The 14,310-nt window shown below is 64.6% G+C and carries 15 protein-coding genes; 4 read left to right on the top strand and 11 right to left on the bottom strand.

Annotated elements, in window-relative coordinates; translation table 11 throughout:
- The first annotated feature begins 73 nt into the window (after positions 1-73).
- Genes fliP through fliR form a run of 3 tightly spaced genes read left to right on the top strand, consistent with a single transcriptional unit; the run spans position 74 to position 1,956 of the window.
- Positions 74-868 (top strand): flagellar type III secretion system pore protein FliP, encoded by a 795-nt coding sequence (gene fliP / locus A985_RS0111990; protein ID WP_017233645.1) that lies wholly within the window; start codon positions 74-76, stop codon positions 866-868.
- 14 nt (positions 869-882) lie between these two features.
- Positions 883-1,152: a flagellar biosynthesis protein FliQ gene (fliQ, locus tag A985_RS0111985; protein WP_026131892.1), complete on the top strand. Its 270-nt coding sequence runs from the start codon at positions 883-885 to the stop codon at positions 1,150-1,152.
- A gap of 12 nt (positions 1,153-1,164) precedes the next feature.
- Positions 1,165-1,956: a flagellar biosynthetic protein FliR gene (fliR, locus tag A985_RS0111980; protein ID WP_017233643.1), complete on the top strand. Its 792-nt coding sequence runs from the start codon at positions 1,165-1,167 to the stop codon at positions 1,954-1,956.
- Between the two features lie 127 nt (positions 1,957-2,083).
- Here the strand turns inward: fliR and flgL are convergent, their stop codons facing one another.
- The 11 genes from flgL to flgB all read right to left on the bottom strand — a co-directional run bounded on the left by flgL (position 2,084) and on the right by flgB (position 12,853).
- Complete coding sequence (flgL, locus tag A985_RS0111975) at positions 2,084-3,319, bottom strand: flagellar hook-associated protein FlgL (RefSeq protein ID WP_017233642.1); 1,236 nt, start codon at positions 3,317-3,319, stop codon at positions 2,084-2,086.
- 16 nt (positions 3,320-3,335) lie between these two features.
- Complete coding sequence (flgK, locus tag A985_RS0111970; protein ID WP_039830255.1) at positions 3,336-5,324, bottom strand: flagellar hook-associated protein FlgK; 1,989 nt, start codon at positions 5,322-5,324, stop codon at positions 3,336-3,338.
- A gap of 136 nt (positions 5,325-5,460) precedes the next feature.
- Complete coding sequence (flgJ, locus tag A985_RS0111965; protein ID WP_017233640.1) at positions 5,461-6,345, bottom strand: flagellar assembly peptidoglycan hydrolase FlgJ; 885 nt, start codon at positions 6,343-6,345, stop codon at positions 5,461-5,463.
- Position 6,346: 1 nt separating this feature from the next.
- Entirely contained in the window at positions 6,347-7,522 is a 1,176-nt protein-coding gene (locus tag A985_RS0111960; protein ID WP_017233639.1) for a flagellar basal body P-ring protein FlgI, read from the bottom strand.
- On the bottom strand, positions 7,522-8,235 hold the full coding sequence (locus tag A985_RS0111955; RefSeq protein WP_026131889.1) for a flagellar basal body L-ring protein FlgH: 714 nt from the start codon (positions 8,233-8,235) through the stop codon (positions 7,522-7,524). Before A985_RS0111955 ends, A985_RS0111960 begins: the two co-directional genes overlap by 1 nt.
- Positions 8,236-8,274: 39 nt before the next feature.
- Positions 8,275-9,057, bottom strand: coding sequence for a flagellar basal-body rod protein FlgG (flgG, locus tag A985_RS0111950; protein WP_017233637.1), 783 nt, complete (start codon positions 9,055-9,057; stop codon positions 8,275-8,277).
- A 67-nt stretch (positions 9,058-9,124) separates the two neighbouring features.
- The gene (locus A985_RS0111945) at positions 9,125-9,868 is read right to left on the bottom strand and encodes a flagellar basal body rod protein FlgF (protein ID WP_017233636.1); all 744 of its coding nucleotides are present in this window, start codon (positions 9,866-9,868) and stop codon (positions 9,125-9,127) included.
- A 41-nt stretch (positions 9,869-9,909) separates the two neighbouring features.
- A complete protein-coding gene (flgE, locus tag A985_RS0111940; RefSeq protein WP_017233635.1) occupies positions 9,910-11,166 on the bottom strand; it encodes a flagellar hook protein FlgE in 1,257 nt (418 codons plus the stop codon).
- A gap of 88 nt (positions 11,167-11,254) precedes the next feature.
- On the bottom strand, positions 11,255-11,980 hold the full coding sequence (flgD, locus tag A985_RS0111935) for a flagellar hook assembly protein FlgD (RefSeq protein ID WP_017233634.1): 726 nt from the start codon (positions 11,978-11,980) through the stop codon (positions 11,255-11,257).
- A 22-nt stretch (positions 11,981-12,002) separates the two neighbouring features.
- On the bottom strand, positions 12,003-12,407 hold the full coding sequence (gene flgC, locus A985_RS0111930) for a flagellar basal body rod protein FlgC (protein ID WP_017233633.1): 405 nt from the start codon (positions 12,405-12,407) through the stop codon (positions 12,003-12,005).
- Positions 12,408-12,412: 5 nt separating this feature from the next.
- Positions 12,413-12,853: a flagellar basal body rod protein FlgB gene (flgB, locus tag A985_RS0111925; RefSeq protein WP_026131887.1), complete on the bottom strand. Its 441-nt coding sequence runs from the start codon at positions 12,851-12,853 to the stop codon at positions 12,413-12,415.
- A gap of 399 nt (positions 12,854-13,252) precedes the next feature.
- Here flgB and flgA point away from each other — a divergent pair, with 399 nt between their 5' ends.
- Positions 13,253-14,281 (top strand): flagellar basal body P-ring formation chaperone FlgA, encoded by a 1,029-nt coding sequence (gene flgA, locus A985_RS27545; protein ID WP_017233631.1) that lies wholly within the window; start codon positions 13,253-13,255, stop codon positions 14,279-14,281.
- Positions 14,282-14,310 lie beyond the last annotated feature (29 nt).

The following is a 14,310-nucleotide window of genomic DNA, read 5'->3' as shown; positions in this document are numbered from 1 at the left end:
CGGGCGCGCAGGCCAACCGCGCCGCACAAGCGTTTGCGCAGAAATTGCGCGAAACGATGAAAAAGGATTCCTGATGGCGCGCGGTTTGCGGTTGACCGGGCCATCGCCTCGCCAAGCGGGTTGGGCACTCGGTATCACGCTGGGACTGGCGCTCGCCTGCCTCGCCCTGCCGGGCACCGCCCTGGCGCAGGCCACGCTGCCCGCGTTCACCACGACCCCGGCGCCCGGCGGCGGACAGACCTATTCGCTGTCCGTGCAGACGATGTTGCTGCTCACATCGCTGGGCTTCCTGCCCGCGATGCTGCTGATGATGACCGCCTTCACACGCATCATCATCGTGCTCTCGCTGCTGCGCCATGCCATCGGCGTCACCACGTCGCCGCCGAACCAGATTCTGATCGGCCTGGCGCTGTTTCTGACCTTCTTCGTCATGTCGCCGGTGTTCGACAAGGCTTACACCGACGCCTACCAGCCGTTCGCCGCGAACAAGATCAGCTTCGAGCAGGCCATCGACACCGGCGCCAAGCCGTTCCACGCGTTCATGCTCAAGCAGACGCGTGAAGCCGACCTCGCACTCTTCGCCAAGCTCGCCAAGACCCCGCCGATGAACGGCCCCGAAGACGTGCCGATGCGCATTCTCGTTCCCGCCTTCGCCACGAGCGAACTGAAGACAGCGTTTCAGATCGGCTTCACGATCTTCATTCCGTTCCTGATCATCGATCTGGTGGTTGCGAGCGTGTTGATGTCGATGGGCATGATGATGGTGTCGCCCTCCACGGTATCGCTGCCGTTCAAGCTGATGCTGTTCGTGGTGGTCGATGGCTGGCAACTGCTGCTGGGCTCGCTCGCCCAGAGCTTCACCATGTAGCGCAGGAACGCGAGATGACTCCGGAAACCGTCATGGCGCTGGCCCATCAGGCAATGCAGGTCACCCTGCTGCTCGCCGCGCCGCTGCTGCTCGTCGCGCTCGTCTCGGGTCTGCTCGTGAGCCTGTTTCAGGCCGCCACCCAGATCAATGAAATGACGCTGTCGTTCATCCCGAAGCTGCTGGCCGTGTTCGCCACCCTGGTGATCGCCGGCCCCTGGATGCTCAACCTGATGGTCGACTACATGCGCCAGTTGCTCACGGGCATTCCCGGCCTCGTCGGGTAAGCCGCGCCCGCGTTGATCAGCTTCACTTACGAACAACTCTCGGGCGTCATTGCGGCGTTCCTGTTTCCATTCGTGCGCCTGCTGGCGCTCTCGATGAGCGCCCCCCTGTTCGGCGACGCCGCCGTGCCCGGCACGGTCAAGATCGGCCTCGCGGGCATTGTCGCGCTGGCGCTCGCCCCGGTGCTCGGCCCCATGCCCGCCGCCTCGCCGTTCTCGTGGGAGGGACTCTGGATTCTCGTGCAGCAGGTGATGATCGGCGCGGCGCTGGGGTGGTGCATGCAGATCGTGTTCTCCGCCATCAGCATGGCGGGCGACTTCGTCGGCTTGCAGATGGGGCTGTCGTTTGCCACGCTGCTCACGCCGAACAGCGACGGCAGCACCGCCGTGCTCGGCATGCTGCTCAATGTCGTGGCCATGCTCGTGTTCCTCGCCACCAATGGACATCTGGTGATGTTCGCCACGCTGGTGCAAAGCTTCACGGTATTGCCGGTCTCCGCCGTACCGCTCTCCAGCGTGGGCTGGCACTATCTCGCCATGCTGGGCGGCCAGCTCTTCATGCTCGCGCTCATGCTGTCGCTGCCGCTCGTGGCCGCGCTGCTCATCTGCAACCTGGCGCTGGGCATTCTGAATCGCGCGGCGCCGCAACTCAACATCTTCGCCGTCGGCTTTCCGCTCACGCTGGGCGTGGGGCTGGTGGTGATCGAGCTGATGATGCCGCGTATTGCGCCGGTGATGGACCACTTCATCGCGATCGGCATCGACATGATGATCCGCACGACCGCGGCCTTCGTCCCAAAACCCTGAACACCGGGCGCGAGCGATGTCGCAATGCCCCCACAAATGACATTGGGCCGCCCGGCAATCCCGGGCGGCCCAATGTCTTTGCTGCGGTCCTGCCTTGTCCGGCGCGGGCAATGTCCCGCGCAACCGGTCAGAGCAGACTGAACAGCGACAGCTTCTGCGTCTGCAGGAAGCTCTGCTGCGATGCCTGCAACGCGGCCTGCAACTGCGAGAACTTGGTCACCGACGAGTTCCAGTCCACGTCGAGCAGATCGCCCAACTGCGACTGATAATTCAGCGAATTGGTGTCGCCGATGTTGTTGAGCGCCGAGAGTTCGTTCATGCGGGAGCCCGTGGTCGTGCGAATCGTCGTGACGTTGTCGTAGGTGTTGCTGAACATCTGGCCGAACGTGGTCAGCGCGTTGTCCAGGTTGGCCTGGCCCGTGCCGTTCGTGCTGCTGACCGGCGTCTTGAGCGTGTTGATCAGCGCCTGCAGGTTGTCGAACATGTTCGTGCTGCCCATGGTGGCCGGTTGCACGGTGTAGGTGTCGCCCGTGGCCGGCGCGCCGGAGAACGTGACCGCCTTGCCGCCGAACGAGATCGGCTGGCCGGCGGTGTAGACGCCCGTCACGTCCGGCACGGTCGTATCCGTCTGATCCTTGACCGTGTAGTTGGTCGTGGGCGGCGTGGTCGTGTTGTCGATCGCGAAGCTGATCTGGTACTGATGGTTTGCGCCCGCCGCCGCCACGTTGGTCGTGGAGACAGTGGAATACGTGGCGGTGCCCTGATTGGCGGCGTTTCCGCTGATCAGCGTGCCCGACGTGCCGCTCTGCACGCTTTCGAAGACGCTCGATCCAACGTCGTTGATTGCGATCTGACGGTTCGGACTCACCTGCACGTAACGCACGCCCGAGTCGCCCGTGTATGACGCCCCCGTGGCCGATGTCATATACGCCGCGGTGTTGCCCTTGAAGCCCGAGAACAGATACTGGCCGTTGGCATCGGTGGTGTTCGCCAGCGAAAGCAATTGCTGAAAGCTCGATTGCAGGTCGCTCGCGATGGTCGATCGGTCCTTGTCGTTGAGCGAGGCGTCGCCCGCCGACACGACTTGCGACATCACGTGCTGCAACGCGTTGATGACGCTGCCGAAGGTCGAGTCCTCGAGCTGCAACTGGGTGGTCGCGGACTGCCGGTTCGCCGCGTACTGCGTGTTCATGGCGTTGTCCTGCGACACGGCCACCGCCTGGGCTGACGCAATCGGGTCGTCGCTCGGCGTGGTCACGCGCTTGCCCGACGAGAGTTGCGCCTGAACGTTGAGCAGATCGGAGGTGTTCTGGCTCATCGAGCGCATCCCCTGATCGTAAATCATGTTGGTGCTGATCCGCATCGCGATGCCCCTGCGCTTAATTGACGATCTGGAGGATGGTGCTGAACAACGTCGACGCGGTCTGAATCACCTTCGAGTTGGCCTGATAGAGCTGTTGGTACTTGATCAGGTTCGCCGCCTCTTCGTCGAGGTTCACGCCAGAATTGGACTGCTGTGCCGTTTGCGTCTGTTGCAACAGGGTCTGCTGCGCCGCGCTGGTCGACTTGTACGTATTCGTGGTCGAACCGACAAACGAGACCAGGCTCGCGTAGGCGGTCGCATAGCTCTGCGCGCCCCCCACCTTGGTCGTGTCGTTCTGCAGAGCCGACAACGCCAGACCGTTGCGGTTGTCGGTCACCGCGCCAGACGTATTCGGCGAAATGGTGAACGTGTCGCCATTGGACGGCGTGCCGCTCAGGTTGACCGTCATGCCGCTCATCGTGATCTTCGCCCCCGTTGCGGCGTTGTACGGCACGGTGGCGCCGGCGGCATACGAGGTCGTCACGCCATTGACCGAGACCGTCATCGGCGACGGGGCGACGAGCGTCAGTGCGCCGGTCACAGGGTCCTTGGTGAACGTGAAGTTGACCGGTGCGCTCAGTACGTTCGACAGATAGTTGGCGTCCACGCTGCCCTGATCGACTTTGAGCGAGCCGCTATTGGTGCTGGGGGTCGAGGCGAGGATCGGCGCGGCCAGGGCGATCTTGCCCGGATCGGTGATGGCCACACCGATGTTCTGCGCGGCGTTGCGCGTGGGCTGGATCGCGAAGCTGTCGCCGGCGACCATGCCGGTGGTGGTCACCGAGAAGCCGTCGCCGAATGCCGCGCCGCTGGTGTCCTGGAAGTTCAGCGGGGTGCTCGGCGTGGCGGGCGCCCCCGCCGTCCACTTGGCGCCGTCGCTCTGGCGCGTGAGTGTGTAGGTGGTTCCGTCGAAGCTCACCGAGTAGTCGCTTGCGGTCACCTTCGAGGCGTCGGTGATGCTGGCGTTGAGCGTGGCCGCGTTCGAATTGCCGGTATTCGCGATGATCGTCGGATTGGGCACCGTGAAGAAGTTGCCGCCCATCTGACCGTAGAGGTCCATCCCCAACTGGTTCTGCGCGTTGAACGTGCCGGCCAGCGACATGGCGATCTGGCCGAGCGAGTTCTGCGCCTGCGTGAGCGCGCCGCTGCGGAACGACAACAGGCCGGCGAGCGAGCCGCCGGTGATCGACGACTCCGGGATCGCGACCTTCGTGCCGTTGCCGGTGACGTAGGCCACGGTCATTTGCGACGGATCGCTGGTCGAAGGCACCGTCGTCATCTGATAGGCCGAGTTGCCCGATACCAGCGACTGGCCATTGCCGACGAAGACGTTGTACGACCCGTTGGTGTCCTTGACGATGTTCGTCTGTACGATGGCGTTCAGGCTTGCGACGGCCTGATCGCGCTGGTCGAGCAGGTCGTTCGGCATGGTATGGGTGCCGTTGCCCTGTGCCTGCAGAATCGCGTCGTTAAGGCTGGCGATCTGCTTCGCGTACGTGTTGATCTGCGTGGTCGCCTGGGTAATGTTGCCGTTCACGCTGGTGCGCAGCGACGACAGCGTGCCCGAGAGCGACTGGAACATGCTCGTGAGGGTCTGCGCCGACGAAATCACCGTCGCCCGCGTGGCCGAGTTGTTCGGCGCGGTCACGATCGTCTGCAGGTTCGTGAAGAACGTGGACATCGAGGCCGACAGGCCGGTCGTGGAGCTACCCAGCGCATTGTTGATCTGCGAGATCTGCTGGTAGTAGGTATTGAGCTGGCTGTACTGTGTCTGCGCCTGGTTGACCTGGTTCGACAGGAACTGGTCGTACACGCGCGACACATCGCTCACCAGCACGCCCTGGCCGACGTAGCCCACACCGGCGAACTGGCTGTCCGCCTGGGTGTAGTCGACAACCTGGCGGTTGTATCCGGCCGTCCCCGAGTTGGAGATGTTGTTGCCGGTGGTGTTCAGGGCGAACTGGGAGGCGTTCAGCCCGCTCATGCCAATATTGATTAGGCTCATGATCTCGCGGCTTGAATGGAGGGTGCGCCCCACAGCGGAAAGCCCGTTCGCGCACCGTTACCCATGTGTTTACGGCAGCCCGCCGGCAAAATTGAGGCCGACGCGCCGGAGGACGCCCTGTCGACGCCCGTGCCGGTCAGGCGAAGTGCTTCATGATCTTCATCAGCTTGCTGGCGTACTGCGGATCGGTCGCATACCCGGCACGCTGGAGATTGGTGGCGAAGCTCGCGGCGTCGTTGGCGCTCGCCACGACCGACGCGTAGCGCGGATTGCTCGAAATCAGGTTCGCATAATCGGCGAACGCCTCGTCATACGAGCGATAGGCGCGGAACTTGGCCATCACCTTGTGCGGCTGGCCGTTCACGTACTCGGTCGTGGCGACCTCCACCGTCGGACCGGTCCAGTGCTTGCCCGCCTTGATGCCGAAGACGTTGAAGCTCGTGCTGCCATCGCGCCGACGGATTTCGTGCTTGCCCCAGCCGGATTCAAGCGCCGCCTGACTGAGCATGAAGCGCGCCGGAATGCCGCTGTTGGCGCTGGCGTTCTGGGCCGCCGTGGCCATGCGCTCGACGAAATCGCCTGCGGCGGCCGGGGCGCCCTCGGCCACGCCGATGGCATCCGCCGCGTTGTAGGCGCGGCCCTGCAACGGTTGCTGGCGCCCCATCGCCGCCGGCGGCAGGGTGGTGCCGGTCTGGGCGAGCTGCTTGAGCATCATGTCGGCCAGACCGATGCCCTTGTTCGACGCGAGCTGCTGCGCGAGCTGGTCGTCGAGCATGCCGTTGAACATCTTTTCCTGATCGCTGCCGAGCAGGCCGCCAGACATCGTGGCGTCGCGCATGCTCTTCATCATCATCTGCGTGAAAACGGCCTCGAACTGCTTGGCCGCCTGCTGCGTGGCCTGCGGCGTTTGCTGGTGGGCCGCCGCGCGCAAGGCTGTGAGGCCCTGCATGTCGTAGGTAGCGCGTTGCGTCAGGTCGGGCAGGGACTTGCCCGCACCGCTCAGTCGGGAGCCGTCGGCCATATCAGATGATCTCCAGATCGGCGCGCAGCGCGCCCGAGGCCTTCATGGCCTGCAGAATCGACATCAGATCGGCCGGGCTGGCACCGAGCGAGTTGAGCGCCTTGACGACGTCGGCCAGGTTCGCGCCCGCCTTGATCATCCTGAGCGCGTTGTTCTCCTGTTGAACGGAGATTTGCGAATTCGGCGCCACCACCGTCTGACCGCCCGAGAATGGCGCGGGCTGGCTCACGTTGTTTTGCGTGTCGATGACGACCGACAGATTGCCGTGGGCGACCGCGCACTGCTGGATCGTCACGTTCTGGTTCATCACGACGGAACCGGTGCGCGCGTTGATGATCACGCGCGCGGCCGTGTTGTCGGGGTGCACGTCCACACTTTCGAGCTGGGCGAGGAACTGCACACGGCCCGACGGATCGCTCGGCGTGCGCAACAGGATCACGCGGCCGTCCAGCGCCTGCGCGGTGCCGTAGCCGAAGCGGCGGTTCACGGCATCGACCACACGCTGCGCGGTCGAGAAATCGGTCACGTTCAGTTCCATCTGCACCGTGCCCTGTTGACCGCCCATCGCGGTCGGCACGGCACGCTCGACGATGGCGCCGCTCGGAATACGGCCCGAGGCCAACTGGTTGACGGTCACGCTCGACCCATTGGCCGACGCGCCAGCGCCGCCCACGAGCAGGTTGCCCTGCGCCAGCGCGTAGACCTGCCCGTCCGGCCCCTTGAGGGGGGTCATAAGCAACGTGCCGCCCCGCAGGCTCTTGGCATTGCCCATCGAGGAGACCACCACGTCGATGGCCTGACCGGGGCGCGTGAACGCCGGCAGTGTCGCCGTCACCATCACAGCGGCCACGTTCTTCAACTGCATGTTGGTGCCGGGCGCGACGGTAATGCCCAGCTGCGAGAGCATGTTGGTCATGCTCTGCACGGTAAACGGCGTCTGCGTGGTCTGGTCGCCCGAGTTGTCGAGGCCCGCCACCAGGCCGTAGCCGATCAACTGGTTGTCGCGCACCCCTTGAATCGACGCCAGCTCCTTGAGACGTTCGGCGCGAGCCACGCCCGGACACAGCAGCATCGCGGCCGCGCCCGCCACGGCCAGCGTGGTGACAAAGCGGTGAAGGCCCTGGCGAAGGTGATGCAAGGACGGCGCAAGGCGCGACGGGAACGGCATGATCGACATCAGAATGGCGAAATATTAAGGAAGAAGCGCTGCAGCCAGCCCATGGTTTCGGCTTCGTTGATATAGCCCTTGCCACGGTATTCGATGCGCGCATCGGCCACCTGCGTCGAAGGCACGGTATTCGCGCCCGAGATCGTCTGTGGGCTGACCACGCCCGAGAACTTGATGTATTCCGTGCCCTGGTTGATCGCGATCTGCTTCTCGCCGGCCACCGCCAAGTTGCCGTTCGAGAGCACTTCCATCACGGTCACGGTGATCTGGCCCGAGAACACGTTGTTCGCATTCGCCGCGCCCTTGGCGTCGAACTTGTTGCCGCCGCTCACGTCCAGGCCCTGATTGTTGAGCACGCCGCCGATCACGCCCGGGGTCTGATTCAGCTTCAGCGTGCCGCTGCCAGCACGCGTGGTGTTGGCCGCCGAGTTCTTGCTCGCCGCCGTGTTTTCGTTGATGACGATCGTGAGAATGTCGCCAACGTTGCGCGGACGGCGGTCTTCGAACAGCGGACGGTTCGAGTAAAGCGGGCGGTAGATCGAGCCTTCCGGATCGGCCGACATCGGCGGGGGCGGCGGGCGCGTGGTCGTCGGCCCGTTCACCACCGGTTCCTGTGGGATGTAAGCGCAGCCCGCCAGACCGCTCAACGCGGCGACGGCCGCCAGCGCCAGGAACCGCGCGAGGCCTGCGCCGCGATGCTTTACGGTCGTTTGAGCTGACATTTCGACGTTCATTCTTTGGGGCTTTCCGCGGCGCACCGCTTACATCTGCGTCAGGCGCTGCAGCATCTGGTCGGATGCCGTGACCGCCTTCGAATTGATTTCGTAGGCGCGCTGCGCCTGAATCATGTTCACCAGCTCTTCGACCACATTCACGTTCGACGTTTCGACGTAGTTCTGGTTGAGCACGCCCGCGCCGTTGGTACCCGGCTGTGCGACGTTCGGCGCTCCCGAGGCGGCCGTCTCGGCGTACAGGTTCTCGCCCAGGCTTTGCAAACCGGCGTTGTTGATGAACGTGGCGAGCTGGAACGTACCGATCTGCACGTTGGCCGTGTTGCCCGGCTGCGTGACCGAGACCGTACCGTCGCGCGCGATGGTCAGGGAGAGCGCGTTCGCCGGAATCGTGATGGCCGGCTGGACCGGATAGCCCGACGCCGTCACGAGCTGGCCGTTGTTGTCGACCTGGAACGAGCCGTCGCGCGTGTAAGCGGTCGTGCCGTCCGGCATGAGCACCTGGAAGAAACCGTCGCCGTTGATCGCGACGTCCTTGGCGTTGCTCGTCTGCGTCAGGTTGCCCTGCGTGAAGATGCGCTCGGTCGCCGCCGGGCGCACACCCGTGCCCAATTGCAGGCCCGAAGGCAGCAACGTCTGCTGCGACGACTGGGCGCCGGGCTGGCGCAGCGTCTGGTACAGCAGATCCTCGAACACCGCACGACCCTTCTTGAAGCCGTTCGTGCTGGTGTTGGCGAGGTTGTTCGAAATCACGTCCATGTTCGTCTGCTGGGCGTTCATGCCGGTAGCAGCGATGTAGAGCGAACGGATCATGTGGTGTTTCTCCCCGTGTACGGTCGCGGCGCGCGGGTCCCCTCGGATCCGACGCGCCACACGCCCGTTAGCTGAAGTTCAGCAACTGGTTGGCGGATTGTTCGTTGGTGTCGGCCGTCTGCAGCATCTTCATCTGCATCTCGAAGGCCCGCGACTGCGAGATCATGTTCACTAGGCCAGTGACCGGATTGACGTTGCTGTTCTCGATCGCCCCCGCCACGACGACGACGTTCGGGTCAACCTGCGCCGGCGCATTGTTCGCCGTGCGGAACAGCCCGTCGTCGCCTCGCACCAAATTGGTCTCGGGCGGATTGACCAACTTCAGTTGGCCCATCACGGCAATGGAGTTGGGCGGATCGCCCTGCCCCAGCGCCGAGATCGTGCCGTCGGTGCCGATGCTCACGGCCGCGCCCGGCGGCACGGCGGCCGGCCCGGCATCGGTCATGACCGGCAGCCCGTGCAGCGTGAGTTGCCCGTCGGCCGTCATCTCGAGGTTGCCGCCGCGCGTGTAGGCTTCGCGGCCCTGCGCATCGCGCACGGCAAGCCAGCCCTGACCCTGGATGGCCACGTCGAGCGGGCGGCCCGTCTGCTGCATCGCGCCGGGGGTGAAGTCGGTACCCGGCGTGGACGTGGCGACAAAGGTCCGCGTGCCGGTCGTGCCGTCTGGCGCGCGCACCGGCGCCTGACGGAACGCCGCGAGCTGGGCGCGAAAGCCCGGCGTCGAGACGTTCGCGAGATTGTTGGCGGTGGTCGACTGCTGCTCCATCGCCTGCTTCGCGCCAGTCATGGCGATATAGATCAGACGATCCATCGACGGCCCCCGTGCAAGTTATGCATGTCCTCGGATCCGCCTTACAGGTTGACCATGGTCTGCATCAACTGGTCTTCCGTCTTGATCGTCTGCGCGCTGGCCTGGTAGTTGCGCTGCGCGGTGATCATGTGAACCAGTTCCGCCGTCAGGTCGACGTTCGAGGCTTCGACGGCGCCCGACTGCAGCTTGCCGAGGTTCGTGCCGCCCGGCACGCCGACGATCGGAATGCCCGACGCGGCCGACTCTTGCCAGAGGTTGTTGCCCTGCGGGATCAGGCCCTGCACGTTGTTGAAGTTCGCCAACGCCACCTGGCCCAGCGCCATCGATTGGGTATTCGAGTACGTGCCGACGATCGTGCCGTCGGCACTGAACGTGAACCCGGTCAGTCGGCCCGACGTGTAGCCGTTCTGCGTCAGGTTGTTCGGCGAGTAGGTGTTTCCGTATTGCGTGGTGCCCGACATGTCGAGCGTCAAGCTGGCGCTCGACGCACCGTTACCGTAGTTGATCGTCGGCAGCGTGATCGGGCCCGTCACGGCGGCGCCGGTCGAGTCGGTCTGCGACACGAGGCTGCCGGCCGAGTTGAACGTCAGCGTGCCGATCGGACCGGCGCCCACCTGGGTCGTGCCGTCGGTCGAGGCGTACACCGACCAGGTGGCGTTGTTGGTCACGGCGTTGACGCTCGACTTCACGAAGTACAGGTTCACGTCGTGCGAATTGCCCAGCGAGTCGTAGACCTTGAGCGACGTGGCGTTCGTGTACGAGTTCGGATCGGTAATCGAGAATGCCGTCGTATTGACCGCGCTGCGCGAGTCGAGGTTGAACTGAGCGGTGATCTTGGATGTGGCCGTCGGCGACAGGTCGCCCGTCGGGATGCGCAGATCGACCGGCGAGACGCTGTTGATGATGCCGGTCGGGCCCGCCAGATAGCCGGTCAAGCGGTCGCCGTTGGTGTCGACGATGTAGCCGTTCTTGTCGAGCGAAAACTGACCGTTGCGCGTGTAGGCAATGGCGCCATTGTTCGACATGCGGAAGAAGCCGTTACCCGACACCGCCAGATCGAGCTGACGATTCGTGACGGTGATGTCGCCCTGCGTGAACTGCTGGGCAATGCCCGCCACGCGCGTGCCGATGCCCACCGTGTTGTTGCCCGCGCCGTACAGCGAGTTGGCGTAGATGTCGGCAAACTGTGCCTCACCTTGCTTGAAACCGACGGTGGCCGCGTTGGCAACGTTGTTGCCGATGACGTCCAGGTCTTTGGAGGCGGCGTTCAGGCCGCTCAGTCCGGTCGAAAAGGCCATGTGGATACTCCTGAAATTCGGTGGTCGACGACGTCTGTCGCAATGGAAAGGGTTAAGGGCTTACGCCGTGCGGGGTCGATAGGGCCGGTTACAGGATTTCGCGCACATCGGAGAGCTTGACGTTCGAGCCCGTCCCCACGTTGAGCAGCGGCGCGCCGGTCGTGCTGGCCACCACGCTTTGCACCTGCGCGTACGAGAGCAGCGTCGGCGTCACGGCCTTGCCGTTAGCCGCGGCAGTCACCGCGACCGTGTACTTGCCATCGGCCACGGCGGTGCCCGCGTCATCTTTGGCATCCCACGTAAGGGCCTGCACGCCAGCGTCGAGCGCGCCCGCGTTGACCGTGCGTACGACCTTGCCCGTGCTGTCCTTGATCTGGATCGTCACCGTGTCGGCGTCGCTCGGCAGTTCGAAGCCGAACGGGGTGGCGGTCTTCGTGACCGTGCCGTCCGTGGCCGTGGTGCTGCCTACCCCGACGCTGCTGCCCGGAATCAGCACGCCCTTGCCCACGAGCGCCGAGGCTTGCAGGCTTTGCGTCGAATTGAGCTGCGAGGTCACCGACGAGAGCGTCGTGTTCAACTGGGTGATGCCCGAGACCGTGCTGATCTGCGCGAGCTGCGAGGTCACCTGCGAGTTGTCCATCGGATTGAGCGGATCCTGATTGTTCATCTGCGCGACGAGCAGCTTCAGGAAACTGCCTTGCAGGTCGTTTGCGCTGCCGGCAGACGAACTGGAGCTGCTGCTGGCGGTGCCGTTGACCGAGTCGAGGAACGTCTGGGATAAGTTCGCGGCGTTCGACGTATTGATACTTGCCATCTTCTGGTCTCCGCGCGGCCCCTTACTGGCCGACCGTGAGGGTTTTGAGCATCAGCGTCTTGGCGGTGTTGAGCGCCTCGACGTTGGCCTGATAAGAGCGGGAAGCGGAGATCATGTTGACCATCTCCTCCACCGGATTCACGTTGGGCATGGTGACGTAGCCCTGGGCATTGGCCGCTGGGTTCTTCGGGTCGTACACCGTCTTGAGCGGCGACGAATCCTCGACCACGCCGGCCACCTTCACGCCGCCGACGTTGCTGCCCTCGACCGGGTTGACCTGGAACACGACCTGCTTGGCGCGATACGGCTGACCGTCCGGTCCCGTTACCGACTCGGCGTTGGCGAGGTTGCTCGCCGTCACGTTCATGCGCTGCGACTGCGCAGTCATGGCCGATCCGGCGACATCGAAGATGCTCATCAGCGGCATGGCGCTTACCCTTGACTTGTAATGGCGGCCAGCATCGTCTTGATCTGGCTGGACAGGACCGTGAGGCCCGTTTGGTAATGCACGGCGTTGTCGGCGAAGTTCACACGCTCGGCATCGAGTTCGACGGTGTTGCCGTCGATACTTTGTTGGTACGGCACGCGATACAGCAGCTCGGGACCGCCCATCGGCGGCGCCATGCTCACGCCGCGCCCGGCGATGTGGCGCGACGAGGTGCGCGAGAGCGAAACACTCGATTCGGTAGCAAGCTGTTGCTGCGCGCCGCGCTCGACCGCCTGGCTCAACGCATTGTTGAAATCGACATCACGCGCCTTGTATCCCGGCGTATCCGCGTTGGCGATGTTCGACGAGATCACCTCCTGGCGGTAGGCGCGCATGGCCAGCGCCTGCTGAGAAAATCGCAATGCCGCGTCCAGTTTGTCCATGATCTCGTCTCGCCCGATGCTTGCCTTGATGCGGGTAGTGCACAAGAAGCCTGACCGTCTCGGCACCGGGGACGTCCGCTCAGCACTGAGGGCGGGTCTCACAGCGGCACGCAGACGGCATGTCCTGCCAGGGCCCGGGAAAAGTACGGACCTTTTGGCATGCTTTGCATCGTATGCGTACCCCTCGGGATTCAATCGGGGGAATAGGCACGAGATTGACCGCCATTTCGGGCCATGCCCCGGTTGGCGACATCTCTAGAATGGCTTCCTGACGGCATCGGGCGGGGTTCGCCCCCCAGGCATCGGAACGCTGCCCGGTGCCGTCGGCTTCACGGCGCGGCGCAGGGCGTGCGCCAGCCACCCGGCACACCGCTCGGGTGCCGTGTACGAAGGAGAGTGAGCATGGCAGGCAAATTCGGCGGCGTTCTCGCCAGTGCCCCCCGCGCGCGCAGCGCGCTGCGGCAGGGCGTTCGCACATGCGTGCGATCCAGTCTGCTTGCCGTCGTCCTGAGCCTGACGAGTCTCGCTTTACCGGGTCTTGCGCGGGCCGCCTCGCCTGCCGCGGGTGTTGCCACCGACCCGGCCGCGCAGCATCTGGGGAGCACGCTCGGCCCCGGCGCCGTTGTCATTCCCGGCAACAATGCCGCAGCCGGCGGTATCGCCTCGAACGTGTCGAACGTGTCGAGCGCGGCGCGGAATGTGGCGGCGACGGTCACCACGGCGAATGCCAATTCGAATGTCGGGGTGGCGGCCGCGGTGCAAGCCCCCCAGGCCGCCGGCGCCGCCGTTCAGTCCCAGTTCCAGAACACCGAAGTCATCCGTCAGACGGCCGAACGTTTCCTGCGCGAGCAGACGACCGGGTTGCCGGGACGTGTGAGCTTGACGGTGGGCGACGCGGTCTCCGATCGGATGCCGGCCTGCGCCGCCCTCGAACCCTTTCTGCCGCCGGGCGCGCGCCTGTGGGGGTCGACGACCGTCGGCGTGCGCTGCGCGGGCGAGCGTCCCTGGACGCTCTACCTTCAGGCCCGAGTGAGCATCACCGCCACGTATTTCGTTGCCGCGCGTCAGATCAACCCGGGCGAAGCCATCGGGCCGAACGATCTGTCACCGCGCCAGGGCGATCTCACCTTGTTGCCGCGCACGGTGGCGACCGATGCCGGTCAGATCATCGGCACAGTGGCGGTGAACCGGATCACGTCTGGCCTGCCGATCCGTTCCGATCTGCTGCGCAGCGCGATTGCCGTCCAGCAGGGACAAACCGTGCGCGTCGTCTCGCGCGGCTCGGGCTTCGAGGTGAGTACCGAAGGACAGGTGCTGTCGCGTGCCAGCGCCGGCGATCCCGTTCAGGTGCGCACCCGCGCCGGTCAGCTCGTCAGTGGGACCGTCAAGACCGGTAAGAATGGGAGCGTTGAAGTGGAAGTTGCCCTGTAAGCAAACACTCACTACGGGTTAGAATTCAC

This window comes from Pandoraea sp. B-6 (genome assembly GCF_000282835.1).
GTDB classification, from domain to species: Bacteria; Pseudomonadota; Gammaproteobacteria; order Burkholderiales; family Burkholderiaceae; genus Pandoraea; species Pandoraea cepalis.
Note: the sequence above shows the minus strand (reverse complement) of the source record. Positions and strands in the feature narration are given on the sequence as shown.

Excerpts from the sequence above, each read along its gene's own strand:
- flgJ (WP_017233640.1), bottom strand. The coding sequence starts at position 6,345 with ATGGCCGACGGCTCCCGACTGAGCGGTGCGGGCAAGTCCCTGCCCGAC.
- A985_RS0111945 (WP_017233636.1), bottom strand. The coding sequence starts at position 9,868 with ATGGATCGTCTGATCTATATCGCCATGACTGGCGCGAAGCAGGCGATG.
- flgD (WP_017233634.1), bottom strand. The coding sequence starts at position 11,980 with ATGGCAAGTATCAATACGTCGAACGCCGCGAACTTATCCCAGACGTTC.
- flgA (WP_017233631.1), top strand. The coding sequence starts at position 13,253 with ATGGCAGGCAAATTCGGCGGCGTTCTCGCCAGTGCCCCCCGCGCGCGC.
- flgL (WP_017233642.1), bottom strand. The coding sequence starts at position 3,319 with ATGCGGATCAGCACCAACATGATTTACGATCAGGGGATGCGCTCGATG.
- flgK (WP_039830255.1), bottom strand. The coding sequence starts at position 5,324 with ATGAGCCTAATCAATATTGGCATGAGCGGGCTGAACGCCTCCCAGTTC.
- fliQ (WP_026131892.1), top strand. The coding sequence starts at position 883 with ATGACTCCGGAAACCGTCATGGCGCTGGCCCATCAGGCAATGCAGGTC.
- fliP (WP_017233645.1), top strand. The coding sequence starts at position 74 with ATGGCGCGCGGTTTGCGGTTGACCGGGCCATCGCCTCGCCAAGCGGGT.
- A985_RS0111960 (WP_017233639.1), bottom strand. The coding sequence starts at position 7,522 with ATGTCGATCATGCCGTTCCCGTCGCGCCTTGCGCCGTCCTTGCATCAC.
- flgC (WP_017233633.1), bottom strand. The coding sequence starts at position 12,407 with ATGCCGCTGATGAGCATCTTCGATGTCGCCGGATCGGCCATGACTGCG.
- flgG (WP_017233637.1), bottom strand. The coding sequence starts at position 9,057 with ATGATCCGTTCGCTCTACATCGCTGCTACCGGCATGAACGCCCAGCAG.
- flgE (WP_017233635.1), bottom strand. The coding sequence starts at position 11,166 with ATGGCCTTTTCGACCGGACTGAGCGGCCTGAACGCCGCCTCCAAAGAC.
- A985_RS0111955 (WP_026131889.1), bottom strand. The coding sequence starts at position 8,235 with ATGTCAGCTCAAACGACCGTAAAGCATCGCGGCGCAGGCCTCGCGCGG.